Annotated in this window: 25 protein-coding genes; 15 read left to right on the top strand and 10 right to left on the bottom strand. The window is 44.6% G+C overall.

All coding sequences use genetic code 11. From position 1 onward, the window contains the following. Nucleotides 1–37 precede the first annotated feature (37 nt). Nucleotides 38–973 (top strand): aldo/keto reductase, encoded by a 936-nt coding sequence (locus tag AB4027_RS02075; RefSeq protein ID WP_368645776.1) that lies wholly within the window; start codon nucleotides 38–40, stop codon nucleotides 971–973. A gap of 56 nt (nucleotides 974–1,029) precedes the next feature. Here AB4027_RS02075 and AB4027_RS02080 read toward each other — a convergent pair whose 3' ends face one another. Continuing rightward, nucleotides 1,030–1,587 carry a hypothetical protein gene (locus tag AB4027_RS02080; protein WP_368645777.1) on the bottom strand — a complete coding sequence of 186 codons (558 nt, stop codon included), beginning with the start codon at nucleotides 1,585–1,587 and terminating at the stop codon, nucleotides 1,030–1,032. Between the two features lie 52 nt (nucleotides 1,588–1,639). Then, a complete protein-coding gene (locus AB4027_RS02085) occupies nucleotides 1,640–2,518 on the bottom strand; it encodes a hypothetical protein (protein ID WP_368645778.1) in 879 nt (292 codons plus the stop codon). Nucleotides 2,519–2,680: 162 nt separating this feature from the next. Between AB4027_RS02085 and AB4027_RS02090 the strand changes: the two genes are divergently transcribed. The 4 genes from AB4027_RS02090 to AB4027_RS02105 all read left to right on the top strand — a co-directional run bounded on the left by AB4027_RS02090 (nucleotide 2,681) and on the right by AB4027_RS02105 (nucleotide 7,239). Further along, nucleotides 2,681–3,355, top strand: coding sequence for a response regulator transcription factor (locus AB4027_RS02090; RefSeq protein WP_368645779.1), 675 nt, complete (start codon nucleotides 2,681–2,683; stop codon nucleotides 3,353–3,355). Then, the gene (locus tag AB4027_RS02095) at nucleotides 3,339–4,367 is read left to right on the top strand and encodes a sensor histidine kinase (RefSeq protein ID WP_368645780.1); all 1,029 of its coding nucleotides are present in this window, start codon (nucleotides 3,339–3,341) and stop codon (nucleotides 4,365–4,367) included. The genes AB4027_RS02090 and AB4027_RS02095 overlap by 17 nt, the downstream gene beginning before the upstream one ends. A gap of 120 nt (nucleotides 4,368–4,487) precedes the next feature. Then, complete coding sequence (locus AB4027_RS02100; protein WP_368645781.1) at nucleotides 4,488–5,246, top strand: ABC transporter ATP-binding protein; 759 nt, start codon at nucleotides 4,488–4,490, stop codon at nucleotides 5,244–5,246. A gap of 1 nt (nucleotide 5,247) precedes the next feature. After that, complete coding sequence (locus tag AB4027_RS02105) at nucleotides 5,248–7,239, top strand: FtsX-like permease family protein (protein ID WP_368645782.1); 1,992 nt, start codon at nucleotides 5,248–5,250, stop codon at nucleotides 7,237–7,239. 47 nt (nucleotides 7,240–7,286) lie between these two features. On the opposite strand, the gene AB4027_RS02110 is transcribed toward AB4027_RS02105, so the two are convergent. The 3 genes from AB4027_RS02110 to AB4027_RS02120 form a co-directional block, all read right to left on the bottom strand. Beyond that, nucleotides 7,287–8,183, bottom strand: coding sequence for a glycine betaine ABC transporter substrate-binding protein (locus tag AB4027_RS02110; RefSeq protein ID WP_368645783.1), 897 nt, complete (start codon nucleotides 8,181–8,183; stop codon nucleotides 7,287–7,289). Between the two features lie 208 nt (nucleotides 8,184–8,391). Continuing rightward, entirely contained in the window at nucleotides 8,392–9,282 is an 891-nt protein-coding gene (locus tag AB4027_RS02115; RefSeq protein ID WP_368645784.1) for a glycine betaine ABC transporter substrate-binding protein, read from the bottom strand. Between the two features lie 582 nt (nucleotides 9,283–9,864). Then, nucleotides 9,865–10,299 (bottom strand): GNAT family N-acetyltransferase, encoded by a 435-nt coding sequence (locus AB4027_RS02120; RefSeq protein WP_368645785.1) that lies wholly within the window; start codon nucleotides 10,297–10,299, stop codon nucleotides 9,865–9,867. A 132-nt stretch (nucleotides 10,300–10,431) separates the two neighbouring features. Between AB4027_RS02120 and AB4027_RS02125 the strand changes: the two genes are divergently transcribed. Then, a complete protein-coding gene (locus AB4027_RS02125) occupies nucleotides 10,432–11,265 on the top strand; it encodes an SMP-30/gluconolactonase/LRE family protein (RefSeq protein WP_368645786.1) in 834 nt (277 codons plus the stop codon). 51 nt (nucleotides 11,266–11,316) lie between these two features. On the opposite strand, the gene AB4027_RS02130 is transcribed toward AB4027_RS02125, so the two are convergent. Further along, entirely contained in the window at nucleotides 11,317–11,703 is a 387-nt protein-coding gene (locus tag AB4027_RS02130) for a DUF302 domain-containing protein (RefSeq protein ID WP_368645787.1), read from the bottom strand. Nucleotides 11,704–11,886: 183 nt separating this feature from the next. Between AB4027_RS02130 and AB4027_RS02135 the strand changes: the two genes are divergently transcribed. The 3 genes from AB4027_RS02135 to AB4027_RS02145 are packed head-to-tail and all read left to right on the top strand — an operon-like array spanning nucleotide 11,887 to nucleotide 13,774. Continuing rightward, the gene (locus tag AB4027_RS02135) at nucleotides 11,887–12,093 is read left to right on the top strand and encodes a PLD nuclease N-terminal domain-containing protein (protein WP_218142373.1); all 207 of its coding nucleotides are present in this window, start codon (nucleotides 11,887–11,889) and stop codon (nucleotides 12,091–12,093) included. Then, nucleotides 12,093–13,010, top strand: coding sequence for an ATP-binding cassette domain-containing protein (locus AB4027_RS02140; RefSeq protein ID WP_368645788.1), 918 nt, complete (start codon nucleotides 12,093–12,095; stop codon nucleotides 13,008–13,010). The genes AB4027_RS02135 and AB4027_RS02140 overlap by 1 nt, the downstream gene beginning before the upstream one ends. Next, entirely contained in the window at nucleotides 13,007–13,774 is a 768-nt protein-coding gene (locus AB4027_RS02145; RefSeq protein ID WP_368645789.1) for an ABC transporter permease subunit, read from the top strand. Before AB4027_RS02140 ends, AB4027_RS02145 begins: the two co-directional genes overlap by 4 nt. A 12-nt stretch (nucleotides 13,775–13,786) precedes the next feature. Here AB4027_RS02145 and AB4027_RS02150 read toward each other — a convergent pair whose 3' ends face one another. The 3 genes from AB4027_RS02150 to AB4027_RS02160 all read right to left on the bottom strand — a co-directional run bounded on the left by AB4027_RS02150 (nucleotide 13,787) and on the right by AB4027_RS02160 (nucleotide 16,792). After that, on the bottom strand, nucleotides 13,787–14,632 hold the full coding sequence (locus AB4027_RS02150; RefSeq protein WP_368645790.1) for a hypothetical protein: 846 nt from the start codon (nucleotides 14,630–14,632) through the stop codon (nucleotides 13,787–13,789). 45 nt (nucleotides 14,633–14,677) lie between these two features. Further along, entirely contained in the window at nucleotides 14,678–15,181 is a 504-nt protein-coding gene (locus AB4027_RS02155; RefSeq protein ID WP_368645791.1) for a hypothetical protein, read from the bottom strand. 201 nt (nucleotides 15,182–15,382) lie between these two features. Continuing rightward, on the bottom strand, nucleotides 15,383–16,792 hold the full coding sequence (locus AB4027_RS02160; protein ID WP_368645792.1) for an ISLre2 family transposase: 1,410 nt from the start codon (nucleotides 16,790–16,792) through the stop codon (nucleotides 15,383–15,385). Nucleotides 16,793–16,992: 200 nt separating this feature from the next. Between AB4027_RS02160 and AB4027_RS02165 the strand changes: the two genes are divergently transcribed. From AB4027_RS02165 to AB4027_RS02190, 6 genes are all read left to right on the top strand, one after another. After that, nucleotides 16,993–17,499, top strand: coding sequence for a cupin domain-containing protein (locus AB4027_RS02165; protein ID WP_368645793.1), 507 nt, complete (start codon nucleotides 16,993–16,995; stop codon nucleotides 17,497–17,499). Between the two features lie 300 nt (nucleotides 17,500–17,799). Then, nucleotides 17,800–18,978: an acetyl-CoA C-acetyltransferase gene (locus tag AB4027_RS02170; RefSeq protein ID WP_368645794.1), complete on the top strand. Its 1,179-nt coding sequence runs from the start codon at nucleotides 17,800–17,802 to the stop codon at nucleotides 18,976–18,978. A 10-nt stretch (nucleotides 18,979–18,988) separates the two neighbouring features. After that, nucleotides 18,989–19,651, top strand: a complete 663-nt coding sequence (locus AB4027_RS02175; RefSeq protein ID WP_368645795.1) for a CoA transferase subunit A — start codon at nucleotides 18,989–18,991, stop codon at nucleotides 19,649–19,651. Beyond that, the gene (locus tag AB4027_RS02180) at nucleotides 19,644–20,303 is read left to right on the top strand and encodes a 3-oxoacid CoA-transferase subunit B (protein ID WP_368645796.1); all 660 of its coding nucleotides are present in this window, start codon (nucleotides 19,644–19,646) and stop codon (nucleotides 20,301–20,303) included. The genes AB4027_RS02175 and AB4027_RS02180 overlap by 8 nt, the downstream gene beginning before the upstream one ends. Before the next feature lie 34 nt (nucleotides 20,304–20,337). Then, nucleotides 20,338–21,114, top strand: a complete 777-nt coding sequence (locus AB4027_RS02185; RefSeq protein ID WP_368645797.1) for a 3-hydroxybutyrate dehydrogenase — start codon at nucleotides 20,338–20,340, stop codon at nucleotides 21,112–21,114. Between the two features lie 140 nt (nucleotides 21,115–21,254). Continuing rightward, nucleotides 21,255–22,550 (top strand): GntP family permease, encoded by a 1,296-nt coding sequence (locus AB4027_RS02190; RefSeq protein WP_368645798.1) that lies wholly within the window; start codon nucleotides 21,255–21,257, stop codon nucleotides 22,548–22,550. Nucleotides 22,551–22,867: 317 nt separating this feature from the next. Here the strand turns inward: AB4027_RS02190 and AB4027_RS02195 are convergent, their stop codons facing one another. Beyond that, nucleotides 22,868–23,761, bottom strand: a complete 894-nt coding sequence (locus tag AB4027_RS02195; protein ID WP_091488508.1) for a LysR family transcriptional regulator — start codon at nucleotides 23,759–23,761, stop codon at nucleotides 22,868–22,870. Nucleotides 23,762–23,815 lie beyond the last annotated feature (54 nt).

Genomic DNA, 23,815 nt, shown 5'->3' on the forward strand with positions numbered 1-23,815 from the left:
GAAGTAGAGAGTAAATATGATTAGGAGTGAAAAGAGAATGAAGAAGCGTATGTTGGGAAATACAGGTATAGAAGTATCTGAAGTGGGATTTGGCGCCTGGCAGCTGGGTAATGCGAGCGACTGGGGCCGGATGAGCGATGACGAAGCGATCCGACTGGTCCATGAAGCACATATGAATGGCTGTTTCTTTTTTGATACAGCACCGAATTACGGTCTGGGAAAAAGTGAGGAACTTTTAGGTAAAGCTCTGAAAGAAAACAGAGAACAGGTAGTGATCAGCAGCAAGTGCGGACACCAGGCGAATGATGAACAGAGTTTTGATCCGGATGACTTGATTGCATCAGTGGAAGGCAGTCTGAAACGTCTGGACACCGATTACTTAGACAGTCTGCTCCTGCATAATCCGCCGCTGTCAGCTTTGGATCAGCAGTCACCGCAGTTTCAGGCACTTGAGAAACTGAAAGAGAAGGGGAAAATCAAAGCATACGGAGCTTCTGTGGATACGGGCAAAGAAGTCAACCAGATCCTTGATAAAACAGACAGTCAGATCATTGAAGTCATGTTCAATATTTTTCATCAGGAACCCCTTAATGCAATGAGCCGTGCTTATAATGAAGGTGTCGGCCTGGTCGTCAAAGTACCTCTGGATTCGGGCTGGCTGACAGGCAAGTATGATGAAAACAGTACATTTGATGGAATCAGAAGCCGCTGGAGCAGGGAAGATATTGAAAGACGTGCCGAACTGGTCGATAAAGTGCGCAAGATCATTGGGGAAGATGCTTCGATGACCCGAGTGGCTTTACAATACATCTTGTCTTATAAAGAAGTATCAACCGTTATCCCGGGAGCCAGAAACAGTGAGCAGCTGCTGCATAACCTTTCAGCTTCGCAGGATCTGCTTCCTGAAAAGATGGTTCAGGACTTGAGAGGCTTGTGGATCGAAGAAATAAAAGGCCGTCCGCTGCCCTGGTAAGAGTTTCATGAGTGCAGTTAGCGGAGGCATTGAATCTTACCGAATAAACTGGAGAGTCAAAATGATGGAATGTTCTCAAGAAAATCGGTCGGAATGGTGCCAATGATTGGCGCATTCGACGTACTCAGGACAAATTCAGTTTGAGCACTGCCAATGATTGGCGCATTCGACGTACTCAGGCCAAATACAGTATGAGCACTGCCAATGAGTGGTGCATTCGACGTACTCAGGGGAAAAACAGTTTGAGCACGGCCAATGAAGCGCCCATTCGGCGTACTCAGGACAAATTCAGTCAGAGCACTGCCAATGAGTGGTGCATTCGACGTACTCAGGACAAAATCAGCTTGAGCACGACCAATGACGGACGCATTCGACGTACTCAGGGAAAAATCAGTGTGAGCACGGCCAATGAAGCGCGCATTCGACGTACTCAGGACAAAACAGATTTGAGCACGACCAATGAAGCGCGCATTCGACGTACTCAGGGCAAAATCACTGTGAGCACTGCCAATGAGGTCACTAGAGAATCTTATATCATTGATAAGCAGAACCACGTACATTAAAAGCGAAGAAACTGACCTGAAGAGGTCAGTTTCACCATCATGAACAGACAAAACAGCGGGCGGTCTCAGAAATAACTGAGATCGCCCGCTGTTTGCTTTGTCTTTAATAATACAACTGAAGTTCTTCCAGCTGATTCCCTAATTCTGAACGACGTTCCTGGAGCTGTTTCTGGATACGGTCGACTTCCATATAGATCGTATCGAGATTATCCATGTTGCGCTGGATCGTATCTTTTGTACTCCAGTCAGAAAAGACATTGTCAAAGAAGACATCGAACACCCGTCTCATTTCACCGAGACTTTCGTAATCCAGGACATTGTGCAGATCGACGTCTTTCAGTTCTTTCTTGTAACGTTCGATCAGCCCTTCCAGATAGAAGAGTTCTTCTTCAGCTTTGTCGATTTTGTCATACTTGAACATGTCAACGAGAAAGCTGTCGGTGAACATATCCCATGTGGCTAATGAGTCAGCGGACTCCAATTTCTCCAGGGTCGAGTCGAGACTGTTCAAGACACTCTGACCGGCATTCAGCGCTTCGCTGATCTCACGGATCTCGGCCTCCATTACAAGACGCTGTTCTTCTTTTTGAGAAAGTGTTTCCTGGAACGTCGGATCTGTTGCTCTCAGTTTTTCTTTCAGTGCTTCCAGTTCCTCTTTAAGCCGACTGATTTCATCGATGATTCGGGTGAGTTCTTCTCGGGCTTCCAGATACAAAGCCGAAGCTTGATCCAGTCGCAGTTTGGCCTGGATCTGTTCCTGTTTTTCTTCATAAAGCTTCTTGTCATGTGTACCGATCACCGTTCTTAAAAAGGTAGTGAAAGACTGGGCCTCCAGTCTTTCCACATCTTCCTTTTCTTTCTGAAAGACGACTTTGGCATCCGTGTAGTCGCGTTCCTTATCCCGGAACCGTTCTTCAGCGGACTTTTCTTTTTCGACCAGTCGTTCAAGCTTGATACGCAGAGTTTCATATGTATGGTTCATGTGATTCATTCTCCTCCTTCAGTCTTTCATTCAGTATAGCACAGCGCTTACAGGAATGGATGGGTCTGAGGAAGTATTTCCGGAAAATGAGACTGCAGGCTGATTCTTCTGCATAAAAGTAATGGTATACTGTGTATAATAAATAGCTGAAGGAGTTTCGTTATGTTTTCAATTATGATCATAGAAGACGATGATGTGATCGCGTCGTCCTTGGAAGATGAACTGAATAAGTGGAACTATAAGGTCCACAGGCAAACTGATTTTAATGCTGTTCTGGATTCATTTATTGCGATCAAACCGCAGTTAGTTCTCATGGACATACAACTGCCGGCCTACAACGGTTATCACTGGTGTCAGGAGATCCGGAAAATCTCTGAGGTGCCGATCATATTTATATCCTCTCGAACGGATGACATGGATTTAGTGATGGCCATTCAGATGGGAGCGGATGATTATATTCAAAAACCCTTCCAGCTGACCGTAGTGGTGGCTAAGATTCAGGCGATGCTTAGACGTACGTATGATTTTTCTGAGACCGAAAACTTTTATTCAGCCAGTCAGGTGACGCTCAAGCCATCGGAATTAAGTCTGATATATAAAGAGAAAACAGTATCACTTACAAAAAACGAACTAAAAATAATAGAGATTCTCTTCAAGCACAAAGGAGAATATGTATCAAAAGAACGGATCATGAAACAGCTTTGGGAAGATGAATCCTTCATTGATTCCAATACCCTGGCTGTCAATATAGCGCGACTTAGAAAGAAACTCAAGGAACTGGACAAAGAAGACTTCATCGCGACGAAAAAAGGTGTCGGTTATGCCGTCATGGAATGAGACATCTGAAAAACATATGTGGAAACGCTGGGCTCGTCCTTTTGTTCAGTCAGTAAGGCCGCAGATTTTTCTGTTCATATCGATCCTTTCAGTTTTCGCCCTCCTAATGTTCTTTACAGAAAGAAGTTTCTCTCTGTTCTGGTATGGTGTTCAGCTGTCATCATTCATCTTTCTGGTTTCTTTGTTTATTCAGTGGATAGCTTATTTGAACCGCATCCGGGAGGCGGAGTCACTACGGTTCAGACAAGACATAAAAAACGACAGGTATTCTGTTCAGTCGATCGATGCCCTATATCAGGAGAAGTACAAGGAGCTGTATGAAGAGTACCAGCTGTTCAAGCAGGAAACTGCCGAAAATAAGGAAGAACAGATGGACTACTTCACACTGTGGCTCCATCAGATAAAAACACCGATTTCGGCCATGAGTCTGCTTCTGCAGAAAAGTCCCGAAACGAAAGATGCGCTTCGACTGGAACAGGAGCTGATACGGGTCAATGACTACACGCATATGGCCTTGAATTATCTGAAGCTTGAAGACAGCGGAAAAGAACTGGAACTTGAGGACGTAGCTGTTGATGAGGTCATAAAAATGATCTTGAAAAAGTACGCGGTCTTTTTTATCTACAAAGATATCAGTGTGGCATTCGAACCTCGGATGCAGACAGTCTTGTCTGACAAAAAATGGCTGGAGGTCCTCATCGAACAGCTCATCTCTAACAGTCTGAAGTACACGAAAGCCGGCGAGATCAAGATTTTCTTTGAAGATGAACAGACGCTGATCATAGAAGACACCGGCAGCGGCATACGGCAAGAAGATCTGCCGAAGATCTTTGAAAAAGGCTACACAGGTCTCGACGGAAGGCTGCATAGTAAATCAACGGGACTTGGCTTGTTCCTTTCCAGAAAGATTTGCCGTAGGTTAGGGCATACCTTGACCATTGAATCGGAAGCAGGCAAAGGAACGAAAGCGATCGTTGACTTTGGCGAAAAGTCGTGGGATCTGTTTGACTGATCACCGAATAAAAAAGAATCTTACATCTCTGTAAGGTTCTTTTCGTTTTTGTAAGGTTAGATGAATGCTGGCGTGTCTGCTTCAACGTATGATAGGACTATAGCTAAGGAGGAAACAACCATGACATTTATGGAGATCAAACATTTAAAGAAAGTATACACAACGAAATTGGGTTCAAAGGGAACAGAGGCTTTAAAAGACGTCAACTTTTCAGTGGAAAAAGGGGAGTTTATTTCGGTGATGGGAGAATCCGGATCTGGAAAAACGACGCTTCTGAATATCCTTTCTACATTAGACAGTGCCACAGAAGGAGAAGTTTACCTGGATGACCAGCCTTTATCTTCGATCAAAGATAAAAAGGTTTCAAGATTTAGAAGAGAACAGCTGGGCTTTGTGTTCCAAGACTTCAATCTGCTGGATAACTTTACCTTGAAAGATAATATCCTGCTCCCGCTGGTCCTTTCAAGAAAATCAGTGAACGAAATGGAGACAGCCCTAAAGCCGCTGGTAGAACGCTTAGGGATCTCCCACCTGCTGGATAATTATCCGTATGAAGTGTCCGGCGGTCAGAAGCAGAGAGCGGCCGTGGCACGGGCTTTGATTACGAAGCCGAAAGTGATTCTGGCGGATGAACCGACGGGGGCCCTGGATTCGAAATCTTCGCAGAACCTGATGGAGATTTTGTCAGACGTGCATCAGAATGGTCAGACGATTTTGATGGTCACGCACAGTGCCCGTGCAGCAAGCTACTCCAGCCGTGTACTCTTTATAAGGGACGGTCAGGTCTATCACGAACTGTACCGCGGCGATAAAGAACCGGATGCCTTTATCGACAGCATATCAAAATCGCTCCTAGTTTCTTCTAAAGGGAGTGTCTAGCATGAAGAAAAGCTTTTTCACTAAAATGGCCTGGCGGAATATTCAATCCAACCGACAGCTCTATATTCCTTATAGTCTATCTGCTATTTTATCGGTCGCCTTGTTTCAGATGATGGCCAGTCTCATGACTAATGATTTTGTCAGACAAAGGTCGGCTACCCTGCCAACACTCTTTGGAATGGGCACATTCGTCATAGGTGTTTTCTCGGTGATCTTTATTTTTTACATCAACAGCTTTCTGATCAAGCGCCGGAAAAAAGAAATCGGTCTCTACAGTGTGCTGGGACTTGAAAAAAGACACGTGGCACAGATCTTAACGATCGAGAACATTATGGTGAGCGGCCTGAGTATCCTTTCGGGCATCCTTGTCGGCGTCTTATTCGGGCGCTTGAGTTTTCTGTTCCTCAATTATCTGCTGAATCTTCCAACTGCCATTGATTATTCTACGTCATGGGGAACGACAGGTATCACTGCACTGCTTTTCGTGGGTATATTCACGCTGACCCTTATATACAATATCGCCCAAGTCACGTTTTCGAATCCTATCCGCCTGCTCAAGGGCAGTAAAGAAGGGGAGAAAGAACCGAAAAGTTCACCTCTGCTGTTCCTTATCGGCTTGATTTCACTTGGTGCAGGGTATTATATCTCACTGACGATCGACAGTCCTTTCAATGCTTTAAACCAGTTTTTTATAGCCGTTTTACTTGTCATAATCGGAACCTATCTCCTGTTTACTTCAGGATCGATCTTTATACTGAAAGCTTTGAGACGCAATAAATCCTTTTACTATAAACCGGGACCGTTTATATCCATCTCAGGCATGCTTTACCGGATGAAACAGCACGCTGTGGGTCTGGCCAATATCAGTATTCTGTCAGTTATGGTGATCATTGCGGTATCAACGACCGTTACACTTTACGCTGGGACAGAGGAAACACTAAGCAATCGATTCCCTGAAGAAAATAACATTTCGATCATGACCGAACCTGAGTTAAATGGAACAGAATTAAAAGAATCGATTGAAACACTGGAAAGTGATCTCTCTGAGTTAAGTAGCGAAACGGGATACACGATGGAGGATAACTATTATTACAGATATGTTGATATGTGGGGAGACTTGGAAGGCGGTCAGCTCAGTTTTAGAGATTTCGAACTTGGCGATAATATGCCCACAACGATAATTATAATGCCGCTGGAAGATTATATTCATATATCTGGAGAGTTCAGACAGCTTGGATCAGATGACATGCTCTTTTATGCCAGCGGGTTTGATGTTACACATGATTCGCTAACGGTCAACGAAGAGACGTTTCAACTGGAAGAAATCGATGAATCACCTGCTGCATTGAATACGAATGCATTGTTTGGAGATATGCTGATTCTTGTTGCACCAGACACTGAGGTTATTGATTCTATCCTGTCATATTATAATGAGAACATTGCTGATTACCCGATCAGTTATTCAGCCGACTATTACTGGTCGACAGCTGAAGAAGATCAAAATGGGGCGTATGCCTCCCTGATGAATGATGAACTTAGGGAAACAGACTATCCTATCGGTGTGTTTTATGAGTCAAGAGAAGGGAGCAGGGAAGAATGGTATAGCATGAATGGTGGCTTTGTCTTTATAGGTATCTTCTTAGGCGGCTTATTCACTATCGGAGCGGTCCTGATCACTTACTATAAACAGGTGTCAGAAGGATACGAAGACAGAGAACGCATTCAGATCATGCAGAAAGTCGGCTTGGATAAAGAGACAACTAGAAAAGCAACGCAGTCCCAGATACTTTGGATGTTTTCGCTGCCTATCCTTACGGCGGCTCTGCATACGGCCTTTGCTTATCCGATCGTTCAGAAACTGCTCGTTATTTTCGGCATCTTGAACAATAGACTGTTCGTTCTTATAACGATTAGTGTCGTACTCATTTATGCCTTGATCTACTGGATCATATACCGCGTCACATCAAGAATGTACTTGAATATCGTTGAATAAAAAAAGGTTCAGGATTCTCATCCTGAACCTTTTTGCTTTAAAGTTGTTTATTCTGGGGCATTCAAGTCTTCGATCGAATCAATTTCCATATATTCCGGAACCACTAAACCGATAACGGTGCCTTCCATGTTAGGTCCCATGTCGACGATCTCATCGCCGTATTCTTCAAGATAAGCTCCTTGCGTCGTTGGCAGCCAAGGTGCAACGGTCACGTCTACTTCGCCCTGAGCCAGTGCCTGGAAGAGAATGGATGGATCGACATTATTGACCGTAACGTCAAAGCCGTGATCTTCCAGTACTTGAGTGATCACAGCTGAAGAGGCACGTTCAGAGTCCCAAGGGAATGAACCGAGCTCGATAGATTCGCCGTTGGCTTCTTCAATGCCTTCAGTCCAGCTGTCGACAGTTTCCTGGTTTTCTTCGATCCAGTTAGCTGCGGCTTCGTCGAATTCCATATCCTGTGCGGCCAGCATGATCGACTGCATGTCGTCAACTTCCCAAGAGAAGTTTTCCATGATCGCATAAGCATTCGGCATGTCTTCTTCAAAGCCCATACGAGCCATAGTATGCACGAATTCAGGTTCGCCGAATGTGCCTTCTGGGTCTTCAAGGAACTTCAGGTCGTACTGTTCGAATTTATAGTGAGGGGTCCAGCCGGTGATAACGATCGGTTCTTCATTGCCGTATGCTGAATCAAGCTGTCCCATCATGCCTGCTGTTGAACTCGTTTCAAGTTCCCAGCCATCAAGGTTGTCATATTCTTCCAAAGCACGCTCTGTTGTCGCTGTGATACCGGCGCCGGGTTCGATACCTGTGATCGTGTAGTCCAGCTGCTCGCCGATGCTTGCTTCTTCGTTATCAGAAGTTTCTTCGCCTCCGCACGCTGCAAGTAAAAGTGACGCTGATGCAAGTGATAAGAGTTTAATGGGTGTTTTCATTTTCATAAAAATTCCTCCTGTATTTAGTGGGTTTTATGTTGAATAATAAAATATATAATGGTTTATCTCTTCAAGAAACTTTCCACGCACACATTAATGTTATCATAAATAGTTTTTCCTATAAAATAATATGCTTTTTTTAGTATACAAGTGAAAAACCACTGCTTTTCATTTGAGTAATAAAGATATTGTTTCATTGTTGGTCGGACTATGATTACTTGGCAGGGATATCTTCAATGGAATCGATGTCCATATAGGCAGGGACAACTAAACCAGATTTTGCTCCAGGAAGGTTAGGACCCAAGTCGACCAGGTCGTCTCCATATTCTTCCATAAAGGCACCGTGAGTCATCGGCAGCCACGGGGTTACAGTGGCATCTGCTTCGCCAATGGCTAAAGCCTGGAATAAAACAGAAGGATCCACACTGGTGACATTGACGTCAAATCCGTGATTTTCAAGGGTCAATGACATCACATGCGCTGAGGCGCGTTCGGTATCCCAGGGCATTGAGATTAGGTCAATCTCCTGTCCGTCACTTTCAGGCACACCATCGGTCCATTCACTGACTAGATCCTGATTTTCGTCGTACCAGGTCTGAGCCGCTTCTTCAAAAGGAACATCCTGGGCATCGAGGACGATCTGCTGCATGTCTTCCGTTTCCCAAGCAAAATTGTCTAATATAGCCGTTGCATCGGGCATATCTTCTGCTAAACCAGTACGGGTCATGGTGTGGATGTTTTCTGCAGCACCAAAACCTTCTTTGGGATCTTCAAGTATCTTCAGATCATAGATCTCAAAAATATAATGAGGCTGCCAGCCGGTAATGATGATCGGTTCTTCGTTTTCAATAGCCTGCTGCAGTTCCACCATCATACCGCCAGTTGAACTCTCCTGGAGCTCCCAGCCTTCCAGATTGTCATAAGTGTCCAATGTGTTTCGGGCACTTTCAGTAATGCCGGAACCGGGTTCGATCCCCGTGATCGTGTAGTCCATTTCTTCAAAGACAGTTGTATCTGCCTCGGCAGCTGTGTCATCATTCCCGCACGCTGCCATTAATAGTGAGACTGAAGCTAAAGATACTAATTTTATAGTTGTTTTATTCATCCAATTCCTCCATTTATTATTTTATAAGTTATTTCCAGTGACTATTTTTGAAATTTGCCGTAAAAAAAATCGGGAAGAGTTTTCCCGACTATATATTCTTTTCATGAAAATTTCAGAAAGTCTTAAATCGCCTATATAAGCGTAACATAGATTTTTGATTTTTCAAAATGGCTCAACCGCAAGGGAAAATGAAAGGAGGATAAATCGTGCTTATATTTTTCCATGAGCTGGGCCCGCTGACTCAAAGAGTAAATCTTTTGAACGTGTAAGCGCAGTGCCAGGCCTACCGACTTATTGATTAGAATGTCACTGAGAAGGGTAAAGAAGGATCGGGGTCTACCAACTCAATAATTGCTTTGGGCTGATAAGCTGGTAAGCGTATAACCAGGCCTGCCAACTCAGTTAGAAGGTTTGAAGTGAACAAGTAAGCGTAGGGTAGCGCCTGCCAGCTCAATAAGATGTCTGGCAGCGAGTATGTATGCGCAATGCCAGGTTTGTCAACTTAATGAGAAAATTAATGGGAGTTGGCAACAGCAGGCAGAGCTCACCGGTCTACCAGTGATGCAGAAGGGGTTAAGGAGTTCAGGCTTCCCAGTTCATTTGGATGAATGCGACACTGTTAAGCTTTTCGGAAGAATGGAAGCCCAGCGAGACGTAAAATGCCTTTGTTTCTTCAGTATCGTCGGTCAACAGGATGATCTGCCGGATGTGAGCATATGAATCAAGGACTTTTTTGACCAAAGTCGTGCCGATCTGCAGACGCTGATATTCAGGGTGGACAAGGATGTCCTGGATATAGAGAATAGATGCATCATCTCCAACCGTTCGAATCAGCCCGACGAGCCGGTCATCTCTCCAGGCACTGACATAATGAAGAGATCCCGGGAGAATCTTCTTCATTTTTTCCGGATGATCCGTATAACCGGTCCACCCAACACTTTTATAAAGAGCAAAGAGCTCCGATGTATCGATCAAATCATTGACACTATAAGTTATGGTGGGATTTTTATGATTCATGATCTACCTCTTTCTGAGCTGTATTCTACCCTTTCATCATACTACATAAACGCTATAAGAGCTAAAACTAGAAAAAATGTTTCTTTCTGGTGTATAGTGAAAGAAATTACAATAATTAAAGGAGTAGACGATATGTATCGGGCAGATATGTTTGAACCAGAATTAGTCTTTTACGCTGGCAGTTCACTACTTGAAGGTCCTGTCTGGGATGATAAAAATGAACGTCTTTACTTTATATCGATATTGGATGAGATTATTTACCAGCTGGATGTGGAAACGACGGAGTTGAAAACATTCAAAACGGAAGGACCTGTTGGGGCAGCCGTTATCGATGACGAAGGGATGCTGATTTCGGCAGAGAAAAAAGGCATATACCGTATCGATCCTGATACGGGGGACAGGACATTTGTAGCGCATCCGAATGAGGACGAGCGGTTAAGGTATAATGACGGGAAACTCGATCCTAAAGGACGATTTTTTGTCGGGACGATGGGACAGAATGATATCATAAAGAATGCGGCAGCCTTGTATGTCATCGAAAACGGCGAATCTGAAGTCCTCTTGAAAGATCTTTCACTGTCCAACGGCTTAGGCTGGTCACATGACGGCAAAGCTTTTTATCATATCGATTCGACAGAAAAGACAGTGACGAAATACGATTACGATGTAGAGGAAAAACGATTAGCTAATGGACGAGTGCTGATCCAGCTGGAAGACAGTACTCCCGATGGTCTGTGTGTCGATAAATGTGATGATATCTGGATCGCTGAATACGGAGGCGGAAGAGTCTGTAAGTGGGACTCGGATACAGGAGAAAAGATCTTTGAGATTCCGATGCCGGTGACGAATGTAACGTCCTGCTGTATCGGAGGTAAGGATAATGAGTATCTTTATATCACGACGGCAAAGGATCATGAAGATGATGAAGATTTATCAGGCGGGCTGTTCAGAGCACGAATACGATAAAAAAAGTGCCGGTGGGAAGACCCGCCGGCACTTTTTCAAATTAAATGGTTATTATACTGCCGCTTTAACAGCTTTAGTGAGGATGTCTTCCACTTTGACAGCCGCATCATGCAGTGAATCGTTATCGACCATATCGATGAGTACGGTCGGTTTCAATACGCCCGCGTAAACGTCTTCGCCTTTTTCATAGACAACGACTTTACATGGTAGGAAATAGCCGACTTCGATCTGCTCGTCCAGCACTTCTTTAGCCAGTTTAGGGTTGCAGACATCTAGAACTGTAAAGTTTTTATCGAACTCAAACCCTTTACCTTCGATTTTATCTTTCAGGTTCACTTCGTAAAGGACGCCGAATGAGTTGTCGGCAATGGCCTGTTTCAGTTTATCCAGTGTGTCCTGGTATGTGTGAGAACTTTTTTCTTCGTATGCGTAATTCATGTTTGAATTCCTCCAGTTATATTATCTTACATCCTCTATTTTCTCTCAATTCTGAAAGAAAAGCAATTAGTTTGCTTACAAAAAGTAAGGTTGTGCGCAACCGAAAATCGGTCTCTGGTCCCTAGTAAAAAAAGGGATTTCATGGTTAAATTAGAACATAATAAAGTTAAAGGAGACGATACTATGGCACTACCAGATATCATGGCCTACTTACCTATCATTATCCCGCTTTTAATACTGCAGGTCACATTGATGATCACGGCTTTACTGCATTTGGTGAAAAACGAACGGCTGGACCGGAACAATAAAATCGTCTGGGCGCTGGTCATTATATTTGTGAACCTGATCGGCCCGATTTTATACCTTATCTTTGGAAGGAAAGAAGACTGATGGCTGTACTGGAGATCAGTCAGTTAAAGAAGGCGTTTGGAAAACAGACTGTACTGGATGATGTGTCTTTTTCGGTCGAAAAAGGGTCAGTCTTCGGCTTTATCGGAAAAAACGGCGCCGGTAAAACGACCACGATGAATATCGTCCTAGGGCTCCTGAGAGCAGAATCCGGAGAAGTGAAAGTTAACGGAGAAACGGTGACCTATGGGGACACGAAGACGAACCGCTTTGTCGGTTATCTGCCGGATGTGCCGGAGTTCTATTCGTTTCTGACGGCACGGGAATACATGCAGTTGAGCCTGGATGTCAGTGGGACTACATATCCTAACGGCGATCAGAAAATTACTGACCTGCTTGCAATGGTAGGGCTTGAAGACTCCAAAAAACGCATCAGTAACTACTCGCGCGGCATGAAGCAGCGTCTGGGTATCGCTCAGGCCCTCATCAATGATCCTGTGCTACTGATCTGTGATGAACCGACGTCTGCTTTGGATCCGATCGGACGAAAACAGCTTCTTTCTGTTCTGGAAAGGGTGAAGGAAAAAACGACGGTCGTTTTCTCCACTCATATCCTAAGTGATGTGGAAGCCGTCTGTGATGAAGTCGCTATTTTAGACCAGGGGAAAATCGTTACACAAGGCTCACTGAGTGAACTGAAAGGCCGTCTCTCCTCGAAACGATGGAGTGTTACCCTTGAAACACTTGCAGATGCGGAGAAGGTCAAAGAGGCATTGGCGGATAACCCGCTTTTTTCTAACATTAGCCAAAAAGACAGCATTGTAGAAGGAGAAACGACAGAGGGCAGACAGGCGATACGTTCCATTATGGAGACCCTTACCCGATTAGCTATCGTTCCGGAGAAAATCGAAAGAATAGAACCGACGATGGAAGAAGTCTTTCTGGAGGCGATCAAATGAGAGGGACGCTGGCGTTTTTTAAAAAAGAACTCATCGAACATACACGAAACTATAAATTATTCATCTTTTTTATCGTTTTTGCCATTATCGGGATACTCAGTCCGTTAAGTGCTAAATTTCTGCCAGAACTGCTGGAAAGTCTGATGGATGAGAACATTACGATCATCCTGCAGGAACCGACACATGTGGATTCATGGGTCCAGTTTTTCTCCAATGTCAACCAGATGGGGCTTGTGGTCATGATCCTCGTCTTCAGTCCGCTGATGGCCAGAGAGTATGAAAAAGGGACCCTGGTTCATATGGTGACCAAAGGATTACCTCGACTCTCGATCTATTCAGCTAAACTGGCTATGCTTTACCTGAGCTGGACACTGTTTTACTGGATGAGCGCCCTGATCACACTTGGCTATACGTATTACTATTTTCCTGACAGTTCCACGGAGGGGCTGCTGCTGGCTACAGTCAGCATGTATATCTTTGGTCTGATGCTTATGGCGTTACTGCTTTTGTCAGCAGTGATACTGGAAACGACTTTCGCCCCACTGCTCGCTGTCGGAGGATTTGTCGGTCTTTTATTCCTCGGTGAACTTGTGCCGGTCATACAGGAGTGGAGTCCTTTGCAGCTTAATTCACGCAATGCGCAGTGGCTGACCGGTCTGGAACCGGGCCAGGAAATCATTCAGAGCTTCGCTGTGACGGGGATTTTGACTGTAGTCTTTATTGCTGCCGGTGCAGCACTGTTCAGGAAAAAAGCCATCAATTAAGAGTGAATCGTGTTAAGTGGTACCTTTGTGCCCTTCATTCGACGTACTGACGAAAAAACCAGTTTGAGTAAGTCCAATGTGGCTCTCATTGAGCGTGCTCACCGCAGAATATATTTGAGTGATGCCATTGTCCCATTCATTGAACGTACTCACGAAGAAACCAGTTTGAGCAAGGCCAAAGCGGCTCTCATTCAGCGTACTCACCGAAGAATATATTTGAGTGATGCCAATGTCCCGTTCATTGAACGTACTGACGGAAAAATCACTTTGAGCAAGGCCAATGCGGCTCTCATTGAGCGTGCTCACCGCAGAATCTATTTGAGTGATGCCTATATGCCCTTCATTCGACGTACTGACGAAGAAACCAGTTTGAGTAAGTCCAATGTGGCTCTCATTCGGCGTGCTCACCGCAGAATCTGCTTGAGTGATGCCAATGATCTCTTCATTGGACGTACTGACGGAAAAATCACTTTGAGCAAGACCAATGCGGCCTTCATTCAGCGTACTCACCGCAGAATCTGCTTGAGTGATGCCAATGATCTCTTCATTGGACGTACTGACGGAAAAATCACTTTGAGCAAGGCCAATGCGCCCCTCATTGGGCGTGCTCACCGCAGAATCTGCTTGAGTGATGCCAATGATCTCTTCATTGGACGTACTGACGAAGAAACCAGTTTGAGCAAGGCCAATGCGGCTCTCATTGAGCGTGCTCACCGCAGAATCTGCTTGAGTGATGCCAATGATCTCTTCATTGGACGTACTGACGAAGAAACCAGTTTGAGCAAGGCCAATGCGGCTCTCATTGAGCGTGCTCACCGTAAAATCGATTTGAGTGATACCTATAGGATACATCAACAAAAGGAAGCAGGACCTTCACTATGAAGATCCTGCTTCCTTTTGTTTTTAAGTAAACTGTACGAATATATCCAGTCCGAATGGTCCTTCGTCCTCGATGACTGTTTCTGTATTGGGGTCATAAGCCATATAGGGACCACCGGTGACGTATACGAAAGCCGTCAGCAGGTACTTGTCCTGGTAAGACTGCAGGGTCAAAGCCGTGTCTTCTGGAAGAAAACCGAGAGTGATGCCTTCGACTTTCACCAGTGTTTTTCCCTTGTCCTTGTTTACAAAATCAACATTGACTGTCGTAATATTTTCATACTTATAGGTCTGCTTGGATAAAGGAGTTATGTCCTCTTTAGTTTTGCCGGAATAAAAGTTTTTGAAGGGATCTTCCTCGACCATCTTCTCGACGATGCGGTCGACGGTCTCTTCATCTGCTTTCAGGTCTTTTTCGGTGATCTGCATTTCATGTTTAAGCGTATGCTGGTCGTTATCCTGTAACTTATTCTGAGCGGACGTGTCTGCTGTGTCCTTTTTACTTTTAAAAAAATCAAATAGTCCCATGATCAATCTCCTTTTATATGAAGTGCGTGTACTATAAGAATACTGAAAGTGCTTTATTTAGTCAATCAGCTGAGACAAATAGTATGTGTAAAGTTAATCTCGGAAATTTATTCTAGAAATCTGAAACACTGTTTTTATTTTTTCTCTTTCTCAATTGCTTGATCGCTCTTTGAGCTCCCAATACGATTGAGAAAGAGGGTTTTAACTAAACATTTTTTGCAATTGTCCTATAGGACTTGATGAAGAGCTGTAATTAGCTATACTCCCAATTTTTACACCGATTGATGGTTTTGTCTTGCTTTTCTTCAAAGCTGCTCGTACAGCGCCTTTGAACTCCGGTTGGAGTTCCGTTAATAGTTCGGGAATCTTTTCGGTTAGCGCTCGGAGAAACGTTCCATTCTTTCGTGCAGAAATGATCGCTGCGACATTTCCAGCACCTTGAGCTGAAAACCCTCGGCCTTGTCGTTTCATGCGATAACTATAAGGGCGATGATTACTCTCACATACACCTAGTCCTCCGTTTACAGGTAGGTTTCTCATTTTTAAGGGTTTAAGACTGTCCCAATTTCTATATAGGTAGGCTTTTAATTTTGAAAGTTCTTCTTTATATTCCGTTGCTTTTTCATCGTTGCCTTTGATACGACTCTCAGTCGTCGCTATAATCGCTTCAACCAGATCCAGATTGTATATACGCACAGCTTTCCTCATTTTTTCTTCCATTTTTTTATCAAAATACATCCGTTGTTTGATTTTTTCATTGACATGATAGGCATCTCTAAAATGCTCATGACGCTGGCATTTTCCGATAATCCGATAGAATTTATCTTTATCGTAACCACTACCTCCATCACTGTTAGAGATGACAATCGTTTCCCGTAAGTCATAGATTGATTCCAGCCATAGACTTGCGCGTTTAAATGCTTCTGAACTCGATATAGTGCTCTCGAACATTCTCGAATTAATTAAAACGGGCCTTTTCTGTTTGCCTTTATACTCAACACCTTCATGGAACTGAACACGATGAATTTCAGGACGTTTCTTTTCTTTACCTTTAGTGAGCATTAAACCATCACCTTCGATAAACAGTACTGGCGTCTTAGTCTTGTCCTTTTGAGCCGTTTCGTCTTGAAGAGGGGCCGTATCCGTCCATTCTTGGATAGTTGTACCTATTTTTTGAGTCATCTTATGTATAGTCGTATGGCTCAATGAAAACGGCGTAAGCAGATCAATCGCTTCTTCGGCTTTGCGATAAGTTCCATCAGAAGCTATTTGAGCTGCTTTCATTTCGACAAGAGGAGAATGGCGTTTACGTGGCTCTAGGCCGACAGCTTGATCAAAAGGAATGACACTTTTTTCGCCTTCTTTTCGCATACGATGTCTTGCAATCTCTACAGGACCAACGGTCATGTGAAGTGTACGTTTAGGTACACTATCAATTTCATATCCCTGCTCTTTATATTTCGGAAGCAGTTCTAAATCAATCTGTTTAAAGGCTGCGTTAAGCAATTGTTGATTCACCTGTTGTAAAAGTCTCTCCAGGGCTAATTCTCCTTCTAATAATGTGGAAGAATCCTTTATCGTTTCGATGATTTCTGTTATAATTTCATTCATAAGAAGACCTCTTTCTCTAGCGTTGTCGTTATCTCTAGATTAAGGGTCTTCTTTCTTTTTGTCTAGGTCGGATTTTCCCTCTTCCGACATTTATTTTACACATAGAGACAAATAAAGCATCCGATCAAGGGCTATCAGTTGAAGTCTCGCTGTCAGGGTGACAAACTAGAAGTGTAGAAGCAATAAAGGAGGAAGCATGTATGGCCAAAGCAATTAGAATCGAAGAAAACCCGCCGTTTCCCAATCATCCGCTGCCGGTTTTGTACTATCCTAACGCGTTAGACGAGCTGCTCGAAAAGTCTGATCCGGCTGAAGCTGTGCTGGCATTCTTTAGCGACAACGGCTACAGTAACGGCTGGGTAAACGGCATCTATGATTATCATCATTTTCACTCCAATACGCATGAAGTTCTGGGGTGCATAGCCGGCCGATCGACTGTTCAGCTCGGCGGACCGGACAAGGATGAATATCCCTTCAGCAAAGGGGATGTCATTCTTCTGCCTGCCGGAGTGGCTCATAAGCTTACGGATTCCACAGATGACTTTAAGATCGTAGGGGCTTATCCGAACGGGATGGAACCGGACATGCAGCGAGGTGAGGCGTCAAATTATGACACTGTACAGAAAAGAGCCTACGATACGCTTGTGCCGGCTACCGATCCAGTAACCAAATTCAAAGGTCCTGTACAAAAATACTGGGACTTATGAAGACCTTTATAACGATATAAAAATGCTGAAGCCTATGCTTCGGCATTTTTATTTGCAGTGAAACAAATAAAATCGTGCAATGTATTCTAGTGATCCTCATAAAAAAGACGCTATTGCTAATCATGTATTAAAACGGTTACATATAACAAAAACTTATACCCGGTATAAAAATAAACAGTTAGACATTTAAAAATAAAGCCGTTAATATAACCTTGTAAGCGATTACTAGTCAAATGTTGAAAAACAGTGTAGAACATTTAACTATCATAAAATATTAAAATAAGTTATAGGAGGAAGAAAATGAGAGAAGTAGTTATTGTGGAGGCTGCACGTACACCTATTGGTTCTCACGGTGGAGCTTTCAAAAATGTATCAGCCGTTGATTTGGGTGTAGCTGTTGTCAAAGGGGCAATGGAGCGAGCCAAACTCAATCCGGAAGATGTGGATGAACTGATTTTCGGAAACATCCTGAGTGCCGGTCTGGGACAGAACGTCGCAAGACAAGTCGCTATTTATTCAGGTATTCCTAAAGAAGTGCCGTCCTTTGCTGTCAACAAGCTCTGTGGTTCAGGACTCAAAACAGTGGCCCTTGCTGCCCAGGCAATTATGGCCGGGGATGCCGATGTCATTATTGCCGGCGGAACGGAAAGCATGAGCAATGCCGCACACGTTATCGAAGACGCACGATGGGGCAAACGTATGGGTGATATGAAAGTTGTCGACACGATGCTGAAAGACGGCTTGATGGATGCCTTCAATGATTACCATATGGGGATCACTGCAGAAAACATCAACGACCAATACGGCTTCACCCGTGAAGAACAGGACAAATTCGCTGCAACAAGTCAGCAGAGAGCAGAAGAAGCGATCAAAGCCGGTAAATTCAAGGAAGAGATCATTCCGGTCGAAGTGCCTCAGCGTCGCGGCGATCCGGTCGTGGTCGACACCGACGAGTATCCAAGATTCGGTACGACGTTTGAAAAACTTCAGAGCATGCGTCCGGCCTTCAAGAAAGACGGTTCAGTCACTGCCGGCAATGCTTCAGGGATCAATGATGGTGCTGCCGCACTGATCCTGATGAGTAAAGAAAAAGCGGAAGAATTAGGCATGAAGCCGCTCGTTACATTGACTGCCTATGCAAGTGCGGGTGTGAGCCCGACGATCATGGGATGCGGACCGATTCCGGCGACTCAGAAGGTCTTGAAAAAAGCCGGCTTGACGGTCGAAGACCTGGACCTGATCGAAGCCAATGAAGCCTTTGCAGCCCAGTCATTAAGTGTCGTAAAAGATCTGGAACTGAACACTGACATCGTCAACGTCAACGGCGGAGCGATTGCTTTAGGTCATCCGATCGGCGCAAGCGGTGCACGCATCCTCGTCACGCTGATCCACGAAATGCTTAAACGGGATTCTAAAAAAGGTCTGGCAACATTGTGTATCGGCGGCGGTATGGGTATTGCTGTTACAGTAGAACGATAGGAGGATAAGAATGGATAAAGTTATAGGAATCAAAGAAGCGATCAAAGACATCAGAGACGGCGACACACTGATGATCGGCGGCTTCATGGCCAACGGGGCACCGGAAAAACTGATCGATGCCCTTATCGAAAAAGGCGTCAAAGATATCATACTGATCAGCACAGACACAGGGCTGATCACTACCGGCTCAGGAAAGCTGATCGCCAAAAAGCTGGTCAAGAAACTCTATGCGTCACACATCGGAACGAATAAAGAAACAGGACGTCAAATGAATGAAGGTGAGACAGAGGTCGAACTCGTTCCTCAAGGGACTCTGGTCGAACGCATTCGTGCAGGCGGCTATGGTTTAGGGGGGATCCTGACAAAGACCGGCTTAGGTACGCTCGTTGAAGACGGCAAGCCAAGGATTAAGGTCGATGGTGAAGAATACCTGCTAGAAAAACCATTGAAAGCAGATTTCGCACTCATCCATGCTGCTAAAGCAGACCGCAACGGGAATCTGGTCTACAAAGGATCCACAAACAACTTCAACCATGTGATGACGGCTGCTGCTGAAGTTACGATCGTTGAAGCGGACGAAGTGGTAGAAAATGGCGAGATCGATCCGAACTTTGTTCACACCCCAGGGGTCTTTGTCAATCATGTTGTAGATGGAGGTGCTATCAATGGATAAACTTGAAATGCAGGAATTTATTGCCAAACGTGTCGCGAAAGAACTGGAGCATGGCCAAGTCGTCAACTTAGGTATCGGTCTCCCGACAAAGGTAGCGAACTATGTACCGGATGATATCGAAATCATGTTCCAGTCTGAAAACGGCTTTGTCGGACTTGGGCCCACACCGACGGAAGAAAATCTGGATCCCAATATCGTCAATGCAGGCGGCATACCTGTTTCGATCAAACCGGGCGGGGCATTCTTTGACTCATCAACGTCTTTCGGCATCATCCGCGGGGGACACGTGGACTTGACAGTTCTGGGTGCCTTGCAGGTGGATGAAAAAGGAAATATCGCCAACTATATGATCCCTGGAAAACTGGTTCCTGGTATGGGCGGGGCAATGGACCTCTTGAACGGAGCGAAAAAGGTCATCGTTGCCATGGCGCATACGGCTAAAGGCAATCACAAAATACTGGAGGAATGCGATCTTCCACTTACTGCAAAAGGTGCTGTCGACCGGATCATCACTGAAATGGGCGTGATCAAGGTAACGACTGAAGGCTTAATACTTACAGAGATCAATCCTGAATTTACAGTCGAAGAAGTTCAGGAAGCAACCGGAGCCAAACTTTACGTGGATAAAGATTTAAGAAAAATGGAAATTTAATAAAAGATAAAAACTATAAATGGAGGAATTAATCATGGTAGAAGGAAAAGTTGTTTTCATTACAGGTGCAGCAAGCGGGATCGGACATGCGATCGGACTAGAATTCCTTGAAAAAGGCGCAAAAGTCGTTTTCACTGACGTAAACGAAGAAAAACTGAACGAAGTAGTCAAGGGCCTTCAGGACGAGGGCAAAGACTGTATGGGCATCAAAGTGGATGTGACAAATGAAGACGATATCAAGAATGCCTTTGACAAGACAGTTGAAAAGTACGGTCGTCTAGATGTCCTGCTTAACAACGCTGGACTGCAGCATGTTTCACCGCTTGAAGACTTCCCTACAGCAAAATTCGAGTTTATGATCAAAGTCATGCTGACTGCACCATTCATGGCGACCAAGCACGTTATGCCGATCATGAAGAAACAGAAATTCGGGCGTATCCTGAACATGGCTTCGATCAACGGCCTGATCGGTTTCGCCGGCAAATCAGCTTACAACAGTGCCAAACACGGTGTCATCGGCTTGACCAAAGTAACAGCGCTTGAAGCAGCAGAACACGGCATCACCGCTAATGCGATCTGCCCAGGCTACGTGGATACACCGCTTGTTCGCGGACAGCTGAGCGACTTAGCTGAAACACGTAATGTTCCTTTGGAAAGTGTTCTGGAAGACGTCATTTATCCGCTGGTACCTCAGAAGCGTCTGCTTGACGTATCAGAAATCGCTAACCTGGCCATCTTCCTCGCAAGTGATGAAGCAAAAGGGATCACAGGACAGGCGTCTGTTCTTGACGGCGGCTACACCGTACAGTAATTCTTGAATAAGATAAGGAAACGGTAGAAATAAAAAGAATATTTCTACCGCCGTTTCCTTGTTAGCATAAAAGGTTTAATAGGTAAGGGAATGCCTATAGTAACAAAAGGAAGTTCATCAGATAAAAGGAGTGACAAAAAGTGGAAGTATTAGGTATTATAATCGGGTTAATTATATTGATGGGGCTGGCTTACCTCGGCTATTCCATCATCTGGGTCGCACCACTTGCTGCCGGGTTCGTTGCATGGACAGGCGGTCTGAATTTACTGGAAGCATATACTGGGGTTTATATGACCGGGCTCGTCGGGTTCCTGCAGACATGGTTCCCCGTGTTCATGCTTAGTTCCATCTTCGGTAAATTGATGGAAGACACAGGAATGGCGCGATCAGTCGCGTTGACTCTCTCAAAAGTTTTAGGTGAAAAACGTGCGATTTTAGGTGTGTTCTTGTCTGCGGCTGTCCTGACTTATGGCGGGATCAGCTTGTTCGTAGTAGTATTTGCAGTTTATCCATTGGCATTATCTTTATTTAGAGAAGCAAATCTGCCAAGACGTCTCATTCCTGCAACGATTGCTTTGGGTGCTTTTACCTTTACGATGACAGCACTACCTGGAACGCCTCAGATTCAGAACTTGATCCCGATTCCATACTTCTTCACTTCACCAACTGCCGCACCTATCATGGGTATTGCTGCAGCGTTAGTTATGGCTATCGGCGGCTACTTATACCTGGTATGGAGACAGAACCAGTTAGTAAATAAAGGGGAACTGTTTGATGAACCAAAAGATAACACAGTCGTCGAAGTAACAGATGAAGCACCAAACGTGTTCTTATCATTAATTCCGCTTCTTTCTGTATTGATCACACTGAACTTGCTGGAATGGAACATTATCGTCTCACTGATGGCTGGTATCATTCTTATTTTACTTTTGAGCCTTCCAAGAATCAGACACATCGGCGTAACGAGTTCTATCAATGGCGGGGCCAAAGGCTCTGTTACTGCTATCTTAAATACATCGGCTGCGGTCGGTTTCGGTACAACAGTACAAGCTGTTCCAGGATTCGCTGTATTGACATCAGCTTTGATGTCTATCCCAGGAAATCCGCTTGTTTCACTGTCAGTCGCAATTAACTTACTAGCCGGTGCAACAGGTTCAGCTTCCGGTGGTATGGGTATCGCTTTAGCCGCTCTTGGTGAACAATATTATGACTTGTCACAAACGTCAGGGATTTCTCCTGAAGCATTCCATAGAGTCGCTTCGATCTCATCCGGTGGTCTGGATGTTCTGCCACATAATGGTGCGGTATTGACGCTGCTTACGATCACTGGTTTAACACACAAAGACAGTTACATGGATATTGCTGTTGTAGCCATCATCATCCCGGTTGCTTCTGTTATCGTTGCAATCATCTTAGCTTCATTAGGCTTATATTAAGAATTAGTCTTATAAAATAAATATAGCAAAACGAGCGAACTGTGATTTCCCACAGTCCGCTCGTTTTTTCTATATTATGGCTGTTGCGTGCCCTCCAGCCATCAGAAGAAGCAGCAAAAGTCACGCAAATGCCTCGCGCGTGCCCTTCAGCCATCAATAGAAGCAGCGAAGGTCACGCAACTGTTTCACGCGTGCCCTTCAGCCATCAAAAGAAGCAGGGAAGGTCACGCAACTTATCTTCTCTATAAATAAAAGCAAAAGGTAAGGATAGGACGGCTGTCCTATCCATCTTTAATGATCACTTCAGTTCTGCACTGCTACGCTTTATAGTAATCTCTCATATAATTGAATACATAATCTTCGACTCGGGAATACCGTTTCTGCTTTCTGCGGCACAGCACCACTTCCCAGTAAATTGGGCTTTCAAATTCTTTCCGGATCACATCCGGGGAAAAATAATAATAATCGACTGGAGTAGGCAGTACAGTAATCAGATTGGAATTACGTGTCACATTCAGCAGCAGATCCCAGGAAGCGGACTGCAGATACAATTGCGGCTTCACTTGTAGACTGGAAAACTTGTTCATCAGCTGATGATGGATCATATAGGTGGAATCAAATATAGCCATAGGCTGATTATGCAGATCCTTCCACTCCAGTTTTTCTTTCCCGGCTAAGGGATTTTCCTTGCACATGAAAGCTGACAGCGTATCCTTTCTGATCACAACTTCTTCGACCGTCCCCAAATCCAGTCCGGTGGGGCGAAGTAACACCACGATTGGGAGTTCCTGGAGGAGAAGATCTTTTTTCAATTCAACGGCCCCAGCCTCTTTGATCTCAAATCGTATCTCGGGATTAGAGGATATCAGTTTAGGTAAGATTTCCGGGAAAACCACTGAAATAACCACAGGCGGAATGCCGATCTTGATACTCCCTCTTAAATGTGCCGATTCTTGCTGCAGATCCTCGATCATGGCATCATATTTTTCAACGATCTCTTTGGCGTACTGGTACAGGACTTCACCGGCAGGCGTCAGTGTCTGCAGCCTGCCATGTGCCCGTTCAAATAAGGTAAGGTTCTCATTTTTTTCAAGCCCAGCAATGGTCTGGCTCAAAGCCGGTTGAGACACATGCAGGATTTTTGAAGCCTGCGACATGTTAAAGTCGGTTTCGACAATAGAAATAAAGTAATGCATTTGTTTGATATCCATGAAGCATCCTTTCTGCGGCTATTCAGCTGACCAGTCAAACAGCCGATTTCTTTA

The organism is Alkalibacterium putridalgicola (genome assembly GCF_040959045.1).
Taxonomy (GTDB): domain Bacteria; phylum Bacillota; class Bacilli; order Lactobacillales; family Carnobacteriaceae_A; genus Alkalibacterium; species Alkalibacterium putridalgicola.

Coding starts and splice junctions, on each gene's coding strand:
- AB4027_RS02165 (WP_368645793.1), top strand. CDS start 16,993: ATGGCCAAAGCAATTAGAATCGAAGAAAACCCGCCGTTTCCCAATCAT.
- AB4027_RS02185 (WP_368645797.1), top strand. CDS start 20,338: ATGGTAGAAGGAAAAGTTGTTTTCATTACAGGTGCAGCAAGCGGGATC.
- AB4027_RS02140 (WP_368645788.1), top strand. CDS start 12,093: ATGGCTGTACTGGAGATCAGTCAGTTAAAGAAGGCGTTTGGAAAACAG.
- AB4027_RS02075 (WP_368645776.1), top strand. CDS start 38: ATGAAGAAGCGTATGTTGGGAAATACAGGTATAGAAGTATCTGAAGTG.
- AB4027_RS02130 (WP_368645787.1), bottom strand. CDS start 11,703: ATGAATTACGCATACGAAGAAAAAAGTTCTCACACATACCAGGACACA.
- AB4027_RS02135 (WP_218142373.1), top strand. CDS start 11,887: ATGGCACTACCAGATATCATGGCCTACTTACCTATCATTATCCCGCTT.
- AB4027_RS02090 (WP_368645779.1), top strand. CDS start 2,681: ATGTTTTCAATTATGATCATAGAAGACGATGATGTGATCGCGTCGTCC.
- AB4027_RS02155 (WP_368645791.1), bottom strand. CDS start 15,181: ATGGGACTATTTGATTTTTTTAAAAGTAAAAAGGACACAGCAGACACG.
- AB4027_RS02095 (WP_368645780.1), top strand. CDS start 3,339: ATGCCGTCATGGAATGAGACATCTGAAAAACATATGTGGAAACGCTGG.
- AB4027_RS02110 (WP_368645783.1), bottom strand. CDS start 8,183: ATGAAAATGAAAACACCCATTAAACTCTTATCACTTGCATCAGCGTCA.
- AB4027_RS02145 (WP_368645789.1), top strand. CDS start 13,007: ATGAGAGGGACGCTGGCGTTTTTTAAAAAAGAACTCATCGAACATACA.
- AB4027_RS02120 (WP_368645785.1), bottom strand. CDS start 10,299: ATGAATCATAAAAATCCCACCATAACTTATAGTGTCAATGATTTGATC.
- AB4027_RS02100 (WP_368645781.1), top strand. CDS start 4,488: ATGACATTTATGGAGATCAAACATTTAAAGAAAGTATACACAACGAAA.
- AB4027_RS02195 (WP_091488508.1), bottom strand. CDS start 23,761: ATGGATATCAAACAAATGCATTACTTTATTTCTATTGTCGAAACCGAC.
- AB4027_RS02085 (WP_368645778.1), bottom strand. CDS start 2,518: ATGAACCATACATATGAAACTCTGCGTATCAAGCTTGAACGACTGGTC.
- AB4027_RS02170 (WP_368645794.1), top strand. CDS start 17,800: ATGAGAGAAGTAGTTATTGTGGAGGCTGCACGTACACCTATTGGTTCT.
- AB4027_RS02105 (WP_368645782.1), top strand. CDS start 5,248: ATGAAGAAAAGCTTTTTCACTAAAATGGCCTGGCGGAATATTCAATCC.
- AB4027_RS02175 (WP_368645795.1), top strand. CDS start 18,989: ATGGATAAAGTTATAGGAATCAAAGAAGCGATCAAAGACATCAGAGAC.
- AB4027_RS02125 (WP_368645786.1), top strand. CDS start 10,432: ATGTATCGGGCAGATATGTTTGAACCAGAATTAGTCTTTTACGCTGGC.
- AB4027_RS02180 (WP_368645796.1), top strand. CDS start 19,644: ATGGATAAACTTGAAATGCAGGAATTTATTGCCAAACGTGTCGCGAAA.
- AB4027_RS02160 (WP_368645792.1), bottom strand. CDS start 16,792: ATGAATGAAATTATAACAGAAATCATCGAAACGATAAAGGATTCTTCC.
- AB4027_RS02115 (WP_368645784.1), bottom strand. CDS start 9,282: ATGAATAAAACAACTATAAAATTAGTATCTTTAGCTTCAGTCTCACTA.